This is a genomic window from Rhodococcus spongiicola, from assembly GCF_004011835.1.
Lineage (GTDB): Bacteria > Actinomycetota > Actinomycetes > Mycobacteriales > Mycobacteriaceae > Prescottella > Prescottella spongiicola.
The window spans coordinates 85,348-105,368 of record NZ_RKLN01000002.1; the positions used below are offsets into that span (position 1 = coordinate 85,348).

Below are 20,021 nucleotides of genomic sequence, written 5' to 3' on the forward strand. Positions count from 1 at the left end.
CTTACAGACGTTCCGCCACGCGGCGGAAGCACACCCGGTTGGGGGGACGTGCCACTGTAACGCCAGGATTCGCTCTGACGATGTCTAACACGGGTGAGGAGTTGAACTCCATCGTCCCTGCCGCCGCGCAGGGTGACCGGAATGCTCTGGCCCAGGTCCTACAGAGTATTCGACCTATGGTCGTGCGGTATTGCCGAGCGAGGGTAGGTGCCTCGGAACGGGGGAGCTTGTCCGCGGACGACGTGGCACAGGAGGTGCTCCTGGCTGTGATGACCTCGCTTCCGCGCTACAAGGATCAAGGCCGCCCGTTCATGGCTTTCGTGTACGGGATCGCCGCGCACAAGGTTGCGGACGCACACCGCAACTCGGCGCGTAACAAATCCGATCCCGTTTCAGAAGTACCAGATGTCGTTTCCTCCGAGGATGGTCCCGAAGCCCGGGCACTGAGTTCGGAGACGGGCCGACAGGTGAACGCGTTGCTGGAAAAGCTTCCGGAGAAGCACCGCGAGATCCTCGTCCTCCGGCTCGTCGTCGGGCTGTCGGCGGAGGAGACGGCAGCAGCGGTGGGAAGCACCGCTGGTGCGGTGAGGGTGGCTCAGCACCGAGCCATCACCAAGTTGAAGAAGGAAGTGACGAGAGCGGGTGAGAGACATGGCTAGGGGACACAATGGCGAGCCTGGCGATCCCCACGCTGATCTCGCCGGGAACAACGGTCCCGTCGACGTGTCGGCTGTGCGCCACGACGACGCTCTGATCGACGCGATCGCGAACGGGAATCCCGCCGCGACCGAGAGTCCCGAGGAGCACCAGGTCGCCGCGTTGCTTGCGAACTGGCGCACCGAGATCGTCGCGCAGCCCCTGCCGGCCGAGCCGGATCTCGACGAGATCGTCGAGCGTGTCAACCATGAACTCGAGGCCCGGGAATCGCTTGCGACCCGTACCCGCTCGGGCCGCCGTCACCTTCGGCTGCTCCGTCCGATAGCGGCAGCGGCGGCGGTCGTTGCCATCGCCATGGGTGGCATGACGATCTTCTCGTACAACGCCGAGCCGGGCGATCCGTTGTGGGGTGTCAAACAGGTCGTCTTCACCGAACGGGCCGAATCGACCGTCGCCAAGATCGACACCACCTCCAATCTGGAGGAGGCCGAGCAACTCATCAAGACCGGCGACACCGATGGCGCCAAGGCCAAGCTCGACTCGGCCGCGGAACGGGCGAACGGGGTGCACGAGGCTGGAACACGGAGCGAGCTGAACGGATGGCGCGAACGGCTCCTCACCGAGTTGCAGAGGGCCACGACCACGCCGGCGGCGCCCAGCGGGACCCCGTCGCCGTCGCCGTCGCCGGTCGACCAGTCGTCGAGCACGGCCCCGACACCGACCGGTCCGTCGGGCACGAGCAGTCCGCAGAGCACGCCGAACCCGCCACCGCCGGTGACGCCGAGTTCGGGCGTACCCGAGCCCTCGGTGACGCAAACGCCGTCGCCCACTCCGTCATCGGACACGGCCGTGCCCAGCACCCCGTCTCCGACCCCGGACACGCCGACGTCAACGGCAATGTCGACGACAGTGTCGACGGGGACCTCGGACGAGACGCCGGACACGGGGGTTTCCACCGGTTCGCTGGGTGACGCTCCCACGCCGACCGGCTGATCGGAACTTGCACAACGGCCCGGCAGGAGATCCTGCCGGGCCGTTGTCGTTGCTTGTTCTGTCGCCTGCTTGTTCAGCGCCGTTTGCTCTGCGGTGACTGGCCTCAGCGCTCGAGACCGTCGCGTTGCACTGCGTCGTTCACCGAGGCGTCCGCGTATCCGCGGCAGTAGTCCCACGTGACGTAGGCGTCAGGCGACGGGTCATATGCCGGTTCGTGGGGGCGGACCGTGCCGTCGACCAGTAGCTGGAGCAGATTCGCGCGCAGCATGTCCCAGTCGTGGTAGTGATCTTGCTGGCAGTCCTCACAGCACACGACCAGACCGCGGATTCCGCGGTGACTCAGTAGGCCCTCGTACACGGCCAAGTCCGCGAGATCCTCCTCCACGGCAAGGCGCTCATGAGGATCCAGCGGCTGGCCCGGCTCGATTGCGTCGAGCGCAGCGGACGGATCGGCGGGGTCGCCGGCGAAGGGGTCCGGCGGGAGACCGGGAGGCAATTGATCGCGCACGACACCACGGTACGCAGGTCAGCCCCGTCTGCGCTAGCTGATAGCGCCCGGTGAGTCGCGGGGAGAGCGCGCGTGTGTGCTCCTGAGTGAGCCGATACCATGGTCTCCGAAGGTCTGTACGCGAGAACTCTCACACAAGGGATTTTGCTGGCAGTTCCTTCTTCTCTTTTCGATTGACGCTTCATGGAGGGCCCGAGCCGCATGAGTAGTACCGGAGGGCACGTGCACACCGGGGGAGACGACCCGAACAAGGTTGCGATGCTGGGTCTCACCTTCGACGACGTGCTGCTGCTTCCGGCGGCCTCCGACGTCGTCCCCAATCAGGTGGACACCTCGAGTCAGCTGACCCGCGAGATCCGTCTGAACGTTCCGTTGGTGAGTTCCGCGATGGACACCGTGACCGAGTCACGTATGGCCATCGCCATGGCCCGCGCGGGCGGCATGGGTGTGCTCCACCGCAACTCGGCCGTCGAGGTGCAAGCGGCACAGGTCGAGACCGTCAAGCGGTCCGAAGCCGGCATGGTGACCGACCCGGTCACCTGCAAGCCGACGAATACCCTCGCCGAAGTCGACACGATGTGTGCCCGCTTCCGAATTTCGGGCCTGCCCGTCACCGACGACGGCGGCCAACTTGTCGGCATCATCACCAACCGTGACATGCGATTCGAGGTCGACCAGAACCGCCAGGTCGCCGAGGTGATGACCAAGGCCCCGCTGGTCACCGCCCGTGAGGGTGTCACCGCAGAGGTCGCACTCGGGCTCCTGCGTCGCCACAAGATCGAGAAACTGCCGATCGTCGACGGCCAGGGCAAGCTGACCGGTCTCATCACCGTCAAGGACTTCGTCAAGACCGAGCAGCACCCGAATGCCACCAAGGATCGCGACGGCCGCCTGCTGGTCGGCGCCGCCGTCGGCGTCGGCGACGAGGCCTGGACCCGCGCAATGACGCTGGCCGACGCCGGCGTCGACGTCCTCGTCGTGGACAGCGCACACGGACACTCGAACGGCGTGCTCGAGATGATCACCAAGCTCAAGGGCGAGGTCAGTGATCGAGTCCAACTCATCGGCGGCAACGTCGCGACGCGCTCCGGGGCGCTCGCACTCATCGAGGCCGGAGCGGATGCCGTCAAGGTCGGTGTCGGCCCCGGCTCGATCTGCACCACGCGCGTCATCGCCGGTGTCGGGGCCCCGCAGATCACGGCGATCCTGGAAGCGACTGCGGTCGCCTCCGCCCACGGTGTTCCCGTCATTGCCGACGGTGGCCTCCAGTTCTCCGGTGACGTCGCCAAGGCGCTCGCCGCGGGTGCCTCTACCGCGATGCTCGGCTCGCTCCTCGCGGGTACTGCCGAGTCTCCGGGCGAGCTGATCCTGGTGAACGGCAAGCAGTTCAAGAGCTACCGCGGCATGGGTTCGCTCGGCGCGATGCAGGGCCGCGGTCAGGGCAAGTCGTACTCCAAGGACCGCTATTTCCAGGACGATGTCCTCGCCGAAGACAAGCTCGTTCCGGAGGGCATCGAGGGCCGGGTCCCGTTCCGTGGTCCGCTGTCGCAGGTCATCCACCAGCTCACCGGCGGCCTGCGCGCGGCCATGGGCTACACCGGCTCGGCCTCCATCGAGCAGCTGCAGCATGCCCAGTTCGTTCGGATCACTGCGGCCGGCCTCAAGGAGAGCCATCCGCACGACATCACCATGACGGTCGAAGCACCCAACTACGCTGCCCGCTGAGCACACGACACAGCTAGAGCACACGACACAGCTAGAGCACACAACACAATCGAGAAAGGGGCGCGCGTGCGCGACCTCGTCGAAATCGGTATGGGCCGGACCGCCCGACGAACCTACGAGTTGGACGACATCAACATCGTTCCCTCTCGCAGAACCCGGTCCTCGAAAGAGGTGTCGACGGCCTGGCAGATCGATGCGTACCGCTTCGACATCCCGGTGCTGGCCCATCCGACCGACGCTCTGGTTTCACCGTCGTTCGCGATCGAGCTGGGCAAGGCCGGCGGTCTCGGTGTGATCAACGGTGAGGGGCTGTGGGGTCGGCACGCCGACGTCGAGGACAAGCTCGCCGAGTTGGCGGAGCTGGCTGAGAAGGAGGTCGACCCGGACGCCGCGGTCGCGCGCCTGCAGGAGTTGCATGCGGCGCCGTTGCAGCCCGATCTGTTGGCGGCCGCCGTCGCGCAGGTTCGTGACGCCGGTGTCACGGCCGCTGTCCGCGTCAGCCCGCAGAACGCTCGTGCACTCACTCCGGAGCTGGTCAAGGCCGGTATAGATCTACTGGTCATCCACGGCACGATCATCTCGGCCGAGCACGTTGCGCAGGGTAAGAGCGAGCCGCTGAATCTCAAGACCTTCATCTCCGAGCTCGACGTCCCGGTCATCGCGGGCGGCGTGAGTGACCACCGCACCGCCTTGCACCTGATGCGGACCGGCGCGGCCGGTGTGATCGTCGGCTACGGCTCCACCGAGGGTGCCACCACCACTCGTGAGGTCCTAGGCATCGGCGTTCCGATGGCGACAGCGATCGCCGACGCAGCGGCGGCCCGGCGTGATTACCTCGACGAGACCGGTGGCCGCTACGTGCACGTCATTGCTGACGGTGACATCACGACGTCAGGCGATTTCGCGAAGTCCATCGCGTGCGGTGCCGATGCGGCCGTGCTCGGTGCGCCGCTCGCGGTCGCACAGGAGGCTCCCGGTGGAGGCTGGTTCTGGCCGTCGGTCGCCGCGCACCCGTCGATGCCGCGCGGCTCGGTGCTGCCAGTCTCGTACGGTGAGCGTCCGAGCCTGTCTCAGGTGCTCAGCGGGCCGTCCGACGACCCGTACGGCTCGCTCAACTTCGTAGGCGGTTTGCGACGCTCGATGGCAAAGTCGGGTTACTCCGATCTCAAGGAGTTCCAGAAGGTCGGCCTGAGCGTTCGCGCTTGACCCACTCGTGCCCGTTGGTAAAACGTCCGTTCGGTCGGACTGAGCCGCCGTGATGTTCGGCTACGAGCAGTTTGAGGGATTCAAGCCGTTTGTGAGACTTGCGGTTACAGTTAGGGTACTCTGATCGCCGATCGACGGTGCATACTGGCGAGTAGCAAATCCGGTTCTTGGGTGGAGGTTTCCCATGGGTAAGCAGCGCGCAACCGACTACGACGTGCTCATTGTCGGCTCTGGATTCGGTGGCAGTGTCACCGCACTCCGGTTGGTCGAGAAGGGGTACAAGGTCGGTGTGCTCGAGGCGGGCCGCCGGTTCGAGGACCCGGACTTTGCCAAGACCAGTTGGGATCTCAAGCGGTTCCTGTGGGCGCCGGCCCTGGGCTTCTACGGCATCCAACGCGTCCACATGCTTCGCGATGTGATGATCCTCGCCGGTGCTGGCGTCGGTGGCGGCTCGCTCAACTACGCGAACACCCTCTACAAGCCGCCGGCTCCCTTCTTCCAGGACCCCCAGTGGCGCGACATCACCGACTGGGACGCGGAACTGACGCCCCACTACGAGCAGGCTCGCAAGATGCTCGGTGTGGTGCAGAACCCCCACATGACCCCGGCAGACGACGTGATGAAGTCTGTCGCCGAAGACATGGGAGTCGGTGACACGTTCATCCAGACCCCCGTCGGTGTGTTCTTCGGGGAGCCCGGAAAGACTGTCGAGGACCCGTACTTCGGTGGCGTCGGTCCTGCTCGGACCGGTTGCACCGAGTGCGGCGAGTGCATGACGGGTTGTCGTCACGGCGCCAAGAACACCCTTATGAAGAACTACCTCGGGCTTGCCGAGAAGTTCGGTGCCGAGATCGTGCCGATGACGACCGTTGAGGCGCTGCACCGGGCCTCGGACGGCACGTGGGACGTCGTGACCCGCCGCACCGGCGCGAAGGTTCGTAAGAACCGCAAGATCTACACCGCGAAACACGTCGTTCTTGCGGCAGGCACATGGGGTACCCAGCATCTGCTTCACAAGATGAAGGACACGGGTGCTCTGCCCAAGTTGTCGGACCGGCTCGGTGAACTCACTCGCACCAACTCCGAGGCGATCCTCGGCGCGGCGAAGCCGAAGGTCGATCCGTCGGTGGACCTCACGAAGGGTGTGGCGATCACGTCGTCGTTCCATCCGACTTCCGACACCCACATCGAACCGGTCCGCTACGGCAAGGGATCCAACTCGATGGGGCTGCTGCAGACCCTCATGACCGACGGCGGCGGCACCACGCCGCGTCCGCTGAAGCTGCTGAAGGTGATCGCCGCGAATCCCGGCAAGATGCTGCGGATGCTGTCGGTGAAGAACTGGAGCGAGCGGACGATCATCACGCTTGTCATGCAGAATCTCGACAACTCGATCACCACGTACACCAAGCGTGGCATCCTCGGTCGTCGCAAGGTCACCAGCAAGCAGGGCCACGGCGAGCCGAACCCCACGTGGATTCCGGTCGGCAACGATGCGACCCGTCGCGTCGCGGACAAGATCGACGGCATCGCGGGCAGCACGTGGGGTGAGGTGTTCAACATTCCGCTCACCGCTCACTTCCTCGGTGGCTGCACGATCGGTGCGGACGCCGACCACGGCGTGATCGACCCCTACCACCGCGTCTACGGGTACCCCACGCTCAGTGTCGTCGACGGAGCCTCGGTGTCGGCCAACTTGGGCGTCAACCCGTCACTGACGATCTGCGCGCAGGCCGAGCGGGCCGCATCGCTGTGGCCGAACAAGGGCGAGCAGGACGCCCGCCCCGAGCAGGGTTCGGAGTACCAGCGGATTGCCGCCGTCGCACCGAACAAGCCGGTGGTTCCGGCGGGCGCGCCGGCCGCGTTGACGCTACCGATCGTCGAGGTGATCAGTGGCCGCGAGAAAGGCTCCGCAAAGGGCTCCGAAAGGGGCTCGGCGAACAGCTCCGGAAAGGGCCCCACAAAGCGCTCCGCAAAGGGCTCGGAGAAGGGCGCAGCGAACGGCTCCGAGAGCTCTGTCAACCAGCCCGCGGAGGACACGGAGACGGGGTCCGGCGTCGCCTAGTCCCGGAACAGGGGTCCGAGCTGCGCATACTAGACTGTCCGGGTGTCAGATACCCAGCAGGACAGGCCGGTTCTCGTCGTCGACTTCGGTGCCCAGTACGCGCAGCTGATCGCTCGCCGCGTCCGTGAGGCGAAGGTCTACTCGGAGGTGGTGCCGCACACCACGACCGTCGAGGAGATCGCGGCGAGGAAGCCGCTCGCGGTCGTCTTGTCCGGTGGTCCGTCCAGTGTTTACGAGGAGGAGGCGCCGCAGCTCGACGCCGCGCTGTTCGACCTTGGTATCCCGGTCTTCGGAATCTGCTACGGCTTTCAGGCGATGGCCGGAGCGCTCGGCGGTACCGTCGCGCACACCGGTGCCCGTGAGTACGGCCGCACCGAGATGACGGTCAAGGGCGGCATCCTGCACGACGGCTTGCCGACGACTCAACCCGTGTGGATGAGCCACGGTGACGGTGTCACGGTCGCCCCGGACGGGTTCACTGTGACGGCATCGAGCGCCGGCGCTCCGGTCGCCGCATTCGAGGACCGCGCTCGCAAACTCGCCGGGGTCCAGTACCACCCCGAGGTAATGCACTCCCCGCACGGGCAGCAGGTGCTCAGCCGCTTCCTGCACGAGATCGCCGAGATCCCGGGTGCGTGGACGGCCGCGAACATCGCCGAGTCGCTCATCGAGCAGGTGCGTGAGCAGGTCGGCGACGGCAAGGCGATCTGCGGCCTGTCCGGTGGCGTCGACTCGGCGGTCGCCGCGGCGCTCGTGCAGCGTGCGATCGGTGACCGTCTCACGTGTGTGTTCGTCGACCACGGCCTGATGCGTGCCGGCGAGCGCCGGCAGGTCGAGAAGGACTTCGTCGCCGCAACCGGCGCTCGTCTGGTCACCGTCGACGCGTCCGAGACGTTCCTGCGCGAGCTGGCCGGGGTGTCCGACCCGGAGACCAAGCGCAAGATCATCGGCCGCGAGTTCATCCGTAGCTTCGAGGGTGCGGTGTCCGAGGTGCTCGGGGAGAGCGCCTCGCATGGCGAAACCATCGATTTCCTCGTGCAGGGCACGCTGTACCCAGACGTCGTCGAGTCCGGCGGCGGCACGGGTACCGCGAACATCAAGAGCCACCACAATGTGGGTGGTCTTCCCGAGGATCTTCAGTTCAAGCTGGTCGAGCCGCTTCGCTTGCTGTTCAAGGACGAGGTGCGTGCCGTCGGTCGCGAGCTGGGGCTGCCCGAGGAGATCGTCGGGCGGCAGCCGTTCCCCGGCCCGGGATTGGGCATTCGCATCATCGGTGAGGTCACTCAGGAGCGCCTCGAGGTCTTGCGCCACGCGGATTCGATTGCGCGCGAAGAACTCACCGCCGCACGCCTCGACAGTCAGATCTGGCAGTGCCCGGTCGTGCTGCTAGCTGACGTCCGCAGCGTCGGCGTACAGGGTGACGGCCGCACGTACGGTCACCCGATCGTGCTGCGCCCGGTCTCCAGCGAGGACGCTATGACCGCCGACTGGACGCGTCTGCCGTACGACGTGCTCGAGCGGATTTCCACCCGCATCACCAACGAGGTCGCGGACGTCAACCGCGTCGTGCTCGACGTCACCAGCAAGCCGCCGGGAACGATCGAGTGGGAGTGATGCCCGCCTGACCGCGCACGAGGGCCTCGACCGCCACACGAGGTCGGAGCCCTCGCTCGTGAGTTCAGCGTCGCCGTCCGGGGGACAGCACCAGAATCGCGCCGATCACCACGGCCAAGGCCACGAACAGCCAGCGGAACTCGACGTTCGCGAGCGGTTCGAGGGAGAACGGCCCGACCAGCGCCCACACGCTGACGAGCAGCGCGGCCACACCGGCGAGGAGCAGGCCCACCGACGGACGCCGGCGCGTCTTCGGGGTGGACTGATCGGCGGTCTCAGAGGCACCGCTTTCCGAGTTATCAACGTATTCAGCCACGTTCGACGCTCACTTCCCCAAATTTGTTGTCGACCATCACCGTCAGAATGGGCCCGTCGGTACCATCAGCGCCGCCGTCGACGTGGCCGGCGCCGATGCAATTCGACTCTCCGACCGAAACGGAGCAGTCGGAACGGACGTTCATGTTCTCGGGAACGATCACACTGTATTTGCCGAACTTGCCGTCGATTCGGACCTCGCGGTTCTCGGTGAGATCCAGTCGCCTGAGGTCGAGCGTGAAGTCACCGGCAGTGCCCTCGTAGACGTCCGCGAGCCCGGACATCGATGCCGGGGCCCACACGTGTTCGCCGAACTTCGACTCGTCCCAGTTCACCGGTCCCGCGATCGAGGCAAGCACGACGAATCCCAGCAGCGGGAAGGTGACCACGAGCAACCCGTACCCGCGTCGCAGGAAGGCGCCGAGCACCAGGCCGACGCCGATCACGGCCAGGGAGATCGCACCGATCCGGGCGGGCGTCAAGTAATCCGAGCCAACCGCGGCCGAGATGGCCGCCGCCGCTGCCGCCGCGAGCACCGCATTGCCAAGGATCACCGACGTGAACCGGACGCGGTGACGTGGCCGTTCGACAGGAGGTTCCGGGGGTGCTGCCGGTTCAGGCAGATCCCAGGCGAAGGGTGCGACACCCAGTGGGTCCCACGCGGGCGGTGCCGGGTCGGCCTGGTTGTGGTGCGATCTTCCGGCGTTGTCCGCGCTGCCAGGGGCAGTAGATGGCTCGTAGTGGTCGGGCAGTGTGGTGTAAGGACCGTAGGCCGGAGGTGGGTACGCGCCGGCCTGGGCGGTATGCAGCGGTGCCACCGGGTAGCCGGCGATGGTCTGCGTGACGCTCGCCGGAAGCGGCGGCGGAACCGGTTGGCGCTGGTAGAGCAGCCACAGTCCACCCAGCATGAGGGCGAAGCTGATGAAGACCGAACCGCCCATGCCGACTCCGAACGGGCCCTGATACACAAGATCGCCGGTGCTCAGCGCGATCACGAGAGCGACGACGAGGACCACGGTCTTGGTGCGGGACTGCGAGGTTCGGCCCCGCCCGAGGAGCGACTCGGCAGGCGAGACCTGGTCGCCGGGCTTGCTGAGCAGCAGCCATCCCGCAAGGTAGAGCATGATGCCGGCGCCCCCGAACACGGACGAGATCACGAACGCGATCCGTACGAGAACCGGGTCGACCTGATACCTGTGGCCGATGCCTGCCGCGACGCCGGCGATGGGTCCCTGCTTCGGTAGCCGTACCGGACGGGTTCGCCACAGGTCGTGGAGTTGGTCCGAGAAGCTCCCGGTAGACGCTTCGGTGCTCATGGGTACATCCTGGCGTCCGCGATGCCGCCCGGACCATCGGGAACTACCCTGATCTTTCCCCGAGTCTGATCTTTCGCTGAGTCCCTGACCCTTCCCTGGATCAACTCTTTCCCTGGATAACGGCGCGGCGTCGAATCTCAGGGTCCGGCCCTGATGTCGAACGCGCGTGGCCGTGTCAGGATCGACACTGTGCAACCTGTGGTCGACCCGAACCAGGCGGTGAGCCCGGCCGTGGGCCTGGCGATGCCGCCGGCCCCGGCCCCCGTGGACGAGACCCTCTACCCGAAGCTCCGTCGCCGGGCAGGGGGTCGGATCGTCGGTGGAGTCGCCGGCGGCATCGCCGATCACCTCGGTGTCGAGGTGTTCAAGGTGCGGGTGGCCTTCACTCTGCTGGCGTCACTGGCGGGCGTGGGCATCGTGGCCTACGGGTTGTTGTGGGTCTTCACCCCGGTCGGCAGCGACACCGAGCGACCTAGCGCCTCCGAACGCCGTCGTGCTTTCGGACTGGCAGTGCTTGGTCTCGCGGTCGCCTCAGCCCTGGGTTGGTTGATCGACGGCACCGCGGCATCGGTTGCCGCGCCGTTCGTCGTCGTCGCGGTCGGCGCCGCTTTGGTATGGCGCGAGTTCGACACAGACGGGTCCCGCTCGGTCCTCGGGCTGCCGCAACACCCGACGGTGCTCACCTGGGCGCGGGTCCTCGGCGGCCTCACCCTGATCGTCTCCGGCCTCGGTGTGGTGATCCTCGCGCAGGTCGACATCGACGCGCTGCGCTCGTCCCTGTTGGCCGTCGTCGTGACACTCGTCGGTGCCGGGCTGCTCACGGTGCCGCTGTGGCTCAGACTGTGGAGGGCTCTCGGTGAGGAACGGGCCGCGCGAATTCGGAACGAGGAACGCGAGGAGATCGCGTCGCACCTGCACGACTCGGTCTTGCAGACCCTCGCGCTGATCCAGAAACAAGCGGATTCGCCGCAGGATGTGACTCGCCTGGCACGCGGGCAGGAGCGCGAACTACGGCGTTGGCTGTTCGGCGGCGGGGAGACGGCACACTCGAGTCTGTCCGAGGCCCTGCAGACCATCGCGGGTGAGGTCGAGGACCAATACGGGGTCACGGTCCGACCGGTCACCGTCGGGGACATCGAGCTCGCGACCGAGGAAAAGGCCGGCTCGGGGCTCTCGCGGGAGTGCTTCACCGCACTACTCGGCGCCACCCGTGAATCTCTCGTCAACGCCGCCAAGCACTCCGGTGTCTCGAACATCGACCTGTACGCGGAGACCGAACGCGATCAGGTGAGCACCTTCGTGCGGGATCGCGGGGTCGGGTTCGACCCCGAATCGGTGCCGGAGGATCGGCAGGGCCTGGCCAAGTCGATCCGCGCCCGGATCGAACGTCGCGGCGGGCGGGTCGAGATCCGGTCGACGCCGGGGAAGGGCACCGAGGTGCGGATCCATATGCCGCGACCGGTGTCGGAGGATGGCGACGACCACATCGGTAACGAGGCTGACATCGGCAGCGAGGCTGACATCGGGAACGAGGCCGAACAGATGTCTTAGGGTGGGGCCGTGACTTCGACGGCCTCAGCTCAACCCACATCCGACAAGTTCCGTGTCTTCCTCGTGGACGATCATGCGGTGTTCCGGGCCGGTGTGCGGGCCGAACTCGGCCGGGAGCTCGATATGGAGGTCATCGGCGAGGCCGGTGGCGTAGCCGAAGCCATTGCCGGGATCAATGCGCTGCGTCCGCAGGTGGTGCTGCTCGACGTCCACATGCCCGACGGCGGTGGTGTCGCGGTGCTCAACGGAATCGACTCGGGCCCTGTTTGTCTGGCGCTGAGTGTGTCCGACGCTGCCGAGGACGTCATCGCAGTCATCCGAGCCGGCGCGCGCGGGTACGTGACGAAGACGATCTCCGGTACGGAACTCGCGGACGGCGTGCGCCGGGTGGCCGGCGGCGATGCGGTGTTCAGTCCACGCCTCGCGGGATTCGTCCTGGATTCGTTCACCGGGCGCTCGAACGTGCCCGAGCCGCAGCTGGATCCGGAGCTGGACTCGCTGACCCCTCGGGAACGCGAAGTACTGCGACTGCTCGCCCGGGGTTACACCTATCGGGAGATCGCCGAGGAATTGGTGATCTCGGTCAAGACCGTGGAGACACATGCGTCGAACGTGCTGCGAAAGACGCAGCAATCCAACCGGAATGCGCTCACGCGGTGGGCGCATCGACGGCGCATCGAATAACTCTGCCAGGTGCAGACCTTTCGCTCGGCGCAGTCCTTTTCGCTCCGCTCGGCGCAATCCTCTCGCTCCGCTCGGCGCAGTCCTTTTCGCTCCGCTCAGGCAACCAGCGCGACGATCAGCACGGCGACGAATGCCAGCACGATGACGCCGACCATGACGGCCATCGCCAGCGGTGCCGCCGCGACGATCCTGTCGCGTAGATTCGTCGGAGCCTGCGGGCGGGCCACTCCCTCGGTGCGCTGGCGCAGCCACGCCCGGCCAGCTGGACGGGGGACCGCACCCAGCGGCGTCTTCGGCTGTACCGCAGGGAGGTTCGTTGCCGTCGTGGAGGCGATGCGACGTCGGGGAATTCCTGCCGATGCCGAGCGGTAAGCCCACTTGGGGATGTTGCCGTCGGCGTTCATGACAGGTTCGCCGATAAGGAGGCCAAGCTTTCCTTCGGTGTCGGAGCCGAGGGCGACAGCGGCGAGTTCGTCACGTGCCTGCGCCATCGTGGGACGCCTCTTGGGGTCGGGTTCGAGCATGTGCAGCAGCGTGTCGGTCAGCGCACCGCTGCGGCTCGGCCGATAGATCTCCGCCTTCGCCACTCGGTGCAGCAGCGCGATGGCGTCGTTGTCGATACCGAACGGAGGTTGGCCCTCGACCACCGTGTAGAGCGCGGCGCCGAGCGAGAAGACGTCGCTGGCCTCGGTGGGGTCGTTGCCGCGAGCCACCTCGGGTGCGAAGTAGGCGGGCGTTCCGGTGATCACGCTGGCGTTGCTGCCGGCGTCGTCACCCTTCGCGCGTGCGATGCCGAAGTCGCTGATCTTGACGATGCCGAGGGCATCGCCACGATCGGCGACGAGGATGTTGCCCGGTTTGATGTCGCGGTGCAGGATTCCGGCCGCGTGTGCCTCCGTGAGGGCGGCTGCGATCTGTGCGCCGATCTGTGCGACCTCGATGGGAGCCAGGGTGTGGACTTGGCCCAAGGCCTCGGCGAGGCTCCGGGACGGCAGGTACTCCATCACGAGCCAGGGCTCACCCGACTCGACGGCGACGTCGTACATCGCAATTGCGTGGTCGTGGGACAGCTGAGCGGCGTTGCGTCCTTCGCGCAGGACCTGTTGTCGGAGCTCGTTGGCCTCGGCGTCGTCCATGCCGACAGTCGAGGTCACCTGCTTCACGGCGACCTTGCGGTCGAGGAGCGTGTCCTGGGCGAGCCATACAGCGCCCATACCGCCGCCGCCGAGCTTGGAAGCCAGCCGATACCGGCCCGCCATCAGGTAGTCGGGGCCGATGGCCGCTCGGCTTTGTCGGTCCGGGCGGGTGCGCTCCTGCTCAGTCACGTGTCCGAGATTAGTGGATCGGCGAGGTTTGCTTGACGTACTGGTCGAGACAGGCTTAACTTAATGTGTTCGAAAGTATGTTCGAACATGGTCCGTGGTCTTCTCCGTAGGCTTCACAGAACAGGCTTCACAGAACGTCGTTCGGACACCGTGTGCCGCGTCTTCCCCGCGCACCCAAACATCTCGAAAACCAGCACGTGCGTTCCGGGGAGCAGATATGACCGACCCAGCCCGGCTGCCCACAGCGCAGGCCCTTCAACCATCTCCGCCGTCCGGACTGAATCTGTCCGGGCTGACTCGGCAGCAGCGTCTGGAGTACCTGCGCCGACGGATCGCGGCGGTGCCGGGGCGAGGTGAGGCGGTCGTCCGACGTGAACCGGGGGACGAGACCGGCGCCGCGCGGGTGCTTCCCGTCCCGGATCCGTTGGCCGCGCTCCTGCCGAGCGGTGGGCTGGTTCGGGGATCGGTGGTCTCCGTCTCCGGTGCGACGTCGCTGCTGCTGGGGTTGTTGGCCACGGTGACGGCAGCGGGCGGGCATGCGGCGGTGATCGGGCATCCGAGGCTCGGGGTGCTCGCGGCCACCGAGATGGGCGCTCAGTTGCGGAGGCTGGCGTTCGTCCCGGACCCGGGATCGGACCCCGTGGAGGTCGCGGCGGTCCTGCTCGACGGCATGGATCTCGTGGTGCTCGGGTTGGATGGGATCTCGGTGCCGCCGTCGCGGGCTCGGGCCGTGGTCGCGCGGGCTCGTAGTAAGCAGTCGACGCTGGTGGTGACCGGCGGGCACTGGGGTGGAGCCGAGGTGCGGTTGGACGCGCAGGTGCGTGGGTACGACGGAGTGGGCGGCGATGCGGCAGGTGGACGCGGCCGGTTGTGTTCGGTCCGGTTGGCGGTGCGGGCGCAGGGGCGCTCGTTCCAGCCGCGGGCTGCGTGTCTGGATGTGCGATCGACCCACGGTGGTGTCGAGTGGGTGCCCGAGGTCGTCACGCTGACCCCGGACGCGCTGACCCCGGACGCACTGACCCCGGATGCGGTGGCCCGATGAACGCGCGGGTGCTGGCGGTGTGGTGCCCGGACTGGCCGGCCGTGGCCGCAGCCGTGGCGGCGGACTTACCGGCCACGCGACCGGTAGCGGTGCTGCACGCCAACCGCGTGGTCGCGTGCTCGACGCAGGCGCGGGCCGCGGGTGTGCGCCGTGGGCTGCGGCGCCGGGAGGCGCAGGCGCGATGTCCGGAGCTGTATGTGACACAGTCCGATCCGGAGCGCGATGCGCGGCTGTTCGAGTCCGTGGTCACCGCCGTCGACGAGGCGGTTCCCGGTGTGGAGATCCTGCGTCCCGGGCTCCTGGTACTGGCGGCACGTGGTGCGAGCCGGTACTTCGGATCGGAGGAGGCTGCAGCCGAGCGGCTCGTCGATGTGGTGGCCGCCGCCGGTGCGGAGTGTCAGATCGGAGCTGCCGACGAACTGTCGACCGCAGTGATCGCGGCCCGCCACGGCGAACTGGTTCCCGCCGGCGAGGGGGCGCGGTTCCTTGCGCCGATCCCGATTGCCGAGATCGCTGCCGAGCCCAGTCTCGCTGCGCCGGACCGCGGAGACCTGGCCGACCTGCTGCGCCGACTCGGGCTGCGCACCATCGGGGACTTCGCGGCGCTGTCGGCGGTGGACGTGGCATCGCGGTTCGGTGCCGACGCGATCCTCGCGCACCGGGTCGCCCGCGCCGAGCCTGAACGTCCGCCGTCGGCCCAGGCGTTGCCCCCGGACCTGGAAGTGGAGCAGCAGTTCGATCCGCCGATCGAGCGGGTCGATGCGGCTGCCTTCGCGGGACGGGGGTCGGCCGAGCAACTGCACGCGAAATTGTCGGATGCGGGAGTGGCGTGCACCCGGCTGCAGGTGTCGTCGAGTACCGGGAACGGGGAACAGCTGACCCGGGTCTGGCGGTGCGCCGAGCCGCTGACGCCCGAGGGCACCGCGGACCGGGTGCGGTGGCAGTTGGACGGCTGGCTCACCGGGCGTAGAGAGCCCCAGCCCACGGCCGGGATCACCGTGCTGCGCCTCGAGCCTGTGGAAGTGGTGGCCGCCGGGGCTCTGCAGTTGGGGCTGTGGGGTGGCGTCGGAGAGGAGGACGAGAGGGCCAGGCGGGCCCTGACTCGTGTTCAGGGATTGCTCGGCGGCGATGCGGTCCGGGTGGGGGTGCTCAGCGGGGGGCGGGGGCCGATCGAGCGAATCACCCTGGTGCCGTTGGGTGACGAGCTGGTTCCGACCGCAGATCCGGCGGCGCCGTGGCCGGGCCGGCTACCCGAACCGGCGCCGTCGACCGTCCTGCCGAACCTTCCCGTGGTGTCGCTCGAAGACGGCACGGGTGTCGCGGTGGACGTCACCGAGCGGGGGGAGTTCACTGCGGTGCCCGCAAGATTGCGGTGGGGGAGTCGGGTGTGGGGCGTGCAGGGCTGGGCGGGGCCGTGGCCGGTGGACGAACGGTGGTGGGACACCGCGGCAGCGCGGCATGCCGCGCGAGTGCAGGTGCTGCTTGCCGAGTCGCGGGCATTGCTTCTGATCTGCATGGGAGGAAGGTGGGGCGTGGAGGGAATCTACGAGTAGCGGCAGACATTTTGCGATTACCCCCGGGGGGTATATGTTGGGAAGCATGAACCCACACGGAGAAGCAGGTCACGATCACCACGTGACGGATGCTCTCGATCGCCACGATGAGCATTCGGTCGGCCATTCTGATCATTCCGGCCATCAGGGGCATGCGGGGCACGGCGACCACGTCGCCAACAGTCACCAGGAGCATCCAGGGCATCAGGAACACGCTGGCCACCAGGGACACGGCGGGCACCAGGGGCACGGCGACCACGTAGCCCAGTTCCGCAGCCTCTTCTGGATCATGCTGGTCCTGTCGATCCCCGTGGTCGGAGCGAACACGATGTTCGCCAATCTCGTCGGGTACACGCTGCCGGACAACCCCGCCGTGGAGTGGATTTCGCCGCTACTCGGCACGGTCGTGTTCGTGTGGGGTGGGCGTCCATTCCTTACCGGAGCGGTCAGCGAGATCCGGACGCGGCAACCGGGCATGATGCTGCTCATCTCACTGGCGATCACCGTTGCGTTCGTGTCCTCGTGGGGATCGAGCCTCGGGGTGCTCAGCGACAAGCTCGACTTCTGGTGGGAGTTGGCCCTTCTTGTCGTGATCATGCTGCTCGGGCACTGGATCGAGATGAGGTCACTCGGGCAGGCATCGAGCGCGCTGGACTCGCTCGCAGCCCTGCTGCCCGACGAGGCCGAGCGCATCGCCGACGACGGCACCATCACCACGGTCTCGACCGCGGAACTGGTCACCGGTGACATCGTCATGGTTCGCCCGGGTGGGCGCATCCCCGCAGACGGCAGGATCGTCGAGGGCGCCGGTGACCTCGACGAATCGATGATTACCGGAGAGTCGCGCACGGTGCGCCGCGAACTGGGCGACTCGGTCGTGGCGGGAACGGTCTCGACCGACTCGGCGCTGCGTGTCGAGATCACCGCCGTCGGCGACGACACCGCACTCGCCGGCATTCAGCGGCTCGTCGCGGAGGCTCAGAACTCGTCGTCTCGCGCCCAGGTCCTGGCCGACAAGGCCGCGGCGTTGCTGTTCTGGTTCGCGCTCGGTGCCGCCGTGATCACCTTGGTGGTGTGGTCGATCTTCGGGACCCCGGACGACGCGATCACCCGCACCATCACGGTCCTGGTCATCGCGTGCCCCCACGCGCTCGGGCTGGCGATCCCGCTCGTGGTGTCGATCGCCACCGAGCGGGCCGCTCGGGCCGGTGTGCTCATCACCGACCGGCGCGCGCTCGAAGCGATGCGCACCGTCGACACGGTGCTGTTCGACAAGACCGGAACCCTCACCAAGGGCGAACCGGCGCTCATCGCGGCCCATGCCGTGCCCGGGGAGGACGAGAACACCCTTGTCGCGCTGGCCGCAGCCGTCGAACGCGCGAGTGAACACCCACTCGGGCGCGCGATCGTCGCGGCGGCCGAACAGCGGGAACTGCGGATCCCGGAGGTGAGCGAGTTCCAGGCCCGCAACGGGGTCGGCGTAACCGCGATCGTCGACGGCGCACAGGTGAGCGTTGGTGGTCCGGGGATGCTGGACAGTCACGGTGCGTCCGCGCTTCCGGTTTCGGAGGAGTGGGCGGCGCAGGGGTCGACCGTTCTGCACGTCCTGCGAGATGGGCAGGTAATCGGTGCGCTCGCACTGGCCGACGAGATCCGCCCCGAATCGCGGGATGCGATCGCGGCGCTGCACGCCCGCGGCGTGCAGGTGGTGATGCTGACCGGTGACGCCCATGCCGTCGCGCGGGCCGTAGGCGACGATCTCGGCATCGACGACGTGATCGCCGGTGTGCTACCTCAGGACAAGGGTGCGAAGGTCAAGGAACTGCAGGCTGCGGGACGCCGGGTCGCGATGGTGGGTGACGGCGTCAACGACGCGCCCGCCCTCGCCCAGGCCGATGTCGGGATCGCGATCGGCGCAGGTACCGACGTGGCGATCGCCTCGGCCGGCGTGGTCCTCGTCGGTGACGATCCACGCGCGGTGGTGTCGGTGATCGAGTTGTCGCACGCGACGTACCGGAAGATGGTGCAAAACCTCGTCTGGGCGGCGGGCTACAACGTGATCTCGGTGCCGCTCGCGGCGGGTGTGCTGGCTTCCGTCGGGTTCGTCCTCCCGATGGAGGTGGGCGCGATCCTCATGTCAGCTTCGACGGTCGTGGTCGCCGCTAACGCACAGTTGCTGCGCCGGTTGGATCTCGCGCCTCAGCGACTGACCAGCCCGGTCCGCGAGCGGGAGCACGACTACGCCCGATGATGATTGTGACGAACGCCCGGTATGTAGGTTCTTAGGGTGTGGCCACCTCCCGTGGCCACACCGCCCCCAGGGGTGCGGGATCGACCGGAAGGGCACACACAATTCATGGCCAACACAGATCGGCCGCGCTCCCACAACGGATTGTCGTGGGTGTCGGCAGCACTCGGAGGCACCGTTCTAGCCTTAGCCACGATTTTCACTGCTGCCGTCGGGGCCGCCGCTGCCGACACCGTTGCCGCCACCGTCCCGGTCGGCGAGGCGCCCAACGGGGTGGCGATCACCCCGGACGGCACCCGCGTCTACGTCACCAACCGGGATAGCGACGCGGTATCGGTGATCGACACGACGAGCGACACCGTCACCGTCACCGTCCCGGTCGGCGACGGTCCGACAGCTGTGGCGATCACCCCGGACGGCACCCGCGCTTATGTCACGAACCAGTTCGGTGACTCGGTGTCGGTCATCGACACCGCCACCAATGCGGTGACCGCCAACTTCCCGGTCCGCGGGAATCCATCCGGGGTCGCGATCACCCCGGACGGCACCCACGGTTACATCACCAACTATGGCCGTCAAACAGTGTCGGTGATCGACACCGCCACCAATGCGGTCACCGCCTCCGTCTGGACCGGTGACTCTCCGCACAGGGCAGCGATAACCCCGGACGGCGGCCACGCCTACGTCACAAACCTGTACAGCAACTCGGTGTCGGTGATCGATACCTCCACCAATGCGGTCACCGCCAACGTCCCGGTCGGCCTGAATCCATCCGGAGTGGCGATAACCCCGGACGGCACCCACGCATACGTCACCAACCTCAATGCCACGTCGGTGTCGGTGATCGATACCGCCACCAATGCGGTCACCGCGACCGTCCCGGTCGGCGAGGGACCGACCACAGTGGCGATCACCCCGGACGGCACCCACGCATTCGTCACCAACCAGGCCTCCGACACGGTGTCGGTGATCGACACCGCCACCAACACCCTCACCGCCACCGTCCCGGTCAGCTCAACGCCGTTCGGGGTGGCGATCACCCCGGACGGCACCCACGCCTACGTCACCAGCCAGCGCTCCGACACGGTGTCAGTGATCGCGATCGGCACGACACCGCCCGCGCTCGCCGGAGCGCCGGCCGGTGGGGTGGTCGATCAGCCCTATGAGCACACGTTCACGGTGTCCGGAACTCCGGCACCGACGGTGGTGGTGACCGCTG

At 67.3% G+C, this 20,021-nt stretch carries 15 protein-coding genes and 1 pseudogene; 12 read left to right on the forward strand and 4 right to left on the reverse strand.

The window, feature by feature from the left end:
- Nucleotides 1-80: 80 nt before the first annotated feature.
- Entirely contained in the window at nt 81-659 is a 579-nt protein-coding gene (locus EF834_RS05145) for a sigma-70 family RNA polymerase sigma factor (RefSeq protein ID WP_127946172.1), read from the forward strand.
- The gene (locus EF834_RS05150; protein ID WP_127946173.1) at nt 652-1,650 is read left to right on the forward strand and encodes an anti-sigma-D factor RsdA; all 999 of its coding nucleotides are present in this window, start codon (nt 652-654) and stop codon (nt 1,648-1,650) included. The genes EF834_RS05145 and EF834_RS05150 overlap by 8 nt, the downstream gene beginning before the upstream one ends.
- A 103-nt stretch (nt 1,651-1,753) precedes the next feature.
- On the opposite strand, the gene EF834_RS05155 is transcribed toward EF834_RS05150, so the two are convergent.
- Nucleotides 1,754-2,158 carry a DUF5319 domain-containing protein gene (locus EF834_RS05155; protein WP_127946174.1) on the reverse strand — a complete coding sequence of 135 codons (405 nt, stop codon included), beginning with the start codon at nt 2,156-2,158 and terminating at the stop codon, nt 1,754-1,756.
- A 201-nt stretch (nt 2,159-2,359) separates the two neighbouring features.
- Here EF834_RS05155 and guaB point away from each other — a divergent pair, with 201 nt between their 5' ends.
- From guaB to guaA, 4 genes and pseudogenes are all read left to right on the forward strand, one after another.
- Complete coding sequence (guaB, locus tag EF834_RS05160; protein WP_127946175.1) at nt 2,360-3,883, forward strand: IMP dehydrogenase; 1,524 nt, start codon at nt 2,360-2,362, stop codon at nt 3,881-3,883.
- 66 nt (nt 3,884-3,949) lie between these two features.
- Complete coding sequence (locus EF834_RS05165; protein ID WP_127946176.1) at nt 3,950-5,089, forward strand: GuaB3 family IMP dehydrogenase-related protein; 1,140 nt, start codon at nt 3,950-3,952, stop codon at nt 5,087-5,089.
- A 184-nt stretch (nt 5,090-5,273) separates the two neighbouring features.
- Nucleotides 5,274-6,983, forward strand: a pseudogene (locus tag EF834_RS05170) (GMC family oxidoreductase N-terminal domain-containing protein); the annotation flags it as partial.
- 213 nt (nt 6,984-7,196) lie between these two features.
- Nucleotides 7,197-8,768, forward strand: coding sequence for a glutamine-hydrolyzing GMP synthase (gene guaA / locus EF834_RS05175; RefSeq protein ID WP_127946178.1), 1,572 nt, complete (start codon nt 7,197-7,199; stop codon nt 8,766-8,768).
- Nucleotides 8,769-8,832: 64 nt separating this feature from the next.
- On the opposite strand, the gene EF834_RS05180 is transcribed toward guaA, so the two are convergent.
- Nucleotides 8,833-9,084, reverse strand: a complete 252-nt coding sequence (locus EF834_RS05180; RefSeq protein WP_127946179.1) for a hypothetical protein — start codon at nt 9,082-9,084, stop codon at nt 8,833-8,835.
- The gene (locus tag EF834_RS05185) at nt 9,077-10,399 is read right to left on the reverse strand and encodes a PspC domain-containing protein (RefSeq protein ID WP_127946180.1); all 1,323 of its coding nucleotides are present in this window, start codon (nt 10,397-10,399) and stop codon (nt 9,077-9,079) included. Before EF834_RS05185 ends, EF834_RS05180 begins: the two co-directional genes overlap by 8 nt.
- Nucleotides 10,400-10,642: 243 nt before the next feature.
- Here EF834_RS05185 and EF834_RS05190 point away from each other — a divergent pair, with 243 nt between their 5' ends.
- Both EF834_RS05190 and EF834_RS05195 read left to right on the forward strand, forming a co-directional pair.
- Complete coding sequence (locus EF834_RS05190; RefSeq protein WP_235871045.1) at nt 10,643-11,950, forward strand: ATP-binding protein; 1,308 nt, start codon at nt 10,643-10,645, stop codon at nt 11,948-11,950.
- 9 nt (nt 11,951-11,959) lie between these two features.
- The gene (locus EF834_RS05195; RefSeq protein WP_127946182.1) at nt 11,960-12,634 is read left to right on the forward strand and encodes a LuxR C-terminal-related transcriptional regulator; all 675 of its coding nucleotides are present in this window, start codon (nt 11,960-11,962) and stop codon (nt 12,632-12,634) included.
- A 95-nt stretch (nt 12,635-12,729) separates the two neighbouring features.
- Here EF834_RS05195 and EF834_RS05200 read toward each other — a convergent pair whose 3' ends face one another.
- Nucleotides 12,730-13,893, reverse strand: coding sequence for a serine/threonine-protein kinase (locus tag EF834_RS05200; protein WP_164874088.1), 1,164 nt, complete (start codon nt 13,891-13,893; stop codon nt 12,730-12,732).
- Between the two features lie 283 nt (nt 13,894-14,176).
- Here EF834_RS05200 and EF834_RS05205 point away from each other — a divergent pair, with 283 nt between their 5' ends.
- The 4 genes from EF834_RS05205 to EF834_RS05220 form a co-directional block, all read left to right on the forward strand.
- Complete coding sequence (locus tag EF834_RS05205) at nt 14,177-15,001, forward strand: hypothetical protein (RefSeq protein WP_235871010.1); 825 nt, start codon at nt 14,177-14,179, stop codon at nt 14,999-15,001.
- A complete protein-coding gene (locus tag EF834_RS05210) occupies nt 14,998-16,554 on the forward strand; it encodes a DNA polymerase Y family protein (RefSeq protein ID WP_127946184.1) in 1,557 nt (518 codons plus the stop codon). Before EF834_RS05205 ends, EF834_RS05210 begins: the two co-directional genes overlap by 4 nt.
- A gap of 46 nt (nt 16,555-16,600) precedes the next feature.
- Nucleotides 16,601-18,805 (forward strand): heavy metal translocating P-type ATPase, encoded by a 2,205-nt coding sequence (locus tag EF834_RS05215; protein WP_127946185.1) that lies wholly within the window; start codon nt 16,601-16,603, stop codon nt 18,803-18,805.
- Nucleotides 18,806-18,910: 105 nt separating this feature from the next.
- The coding region (locus EF834_RS05220) for a YVTN family beta-propeller repeat protein (RefSeq protein WP_127946686.1) at nt 18,911-20,021 on the forward strand (1,111 nt) is incomplete at its 3' end.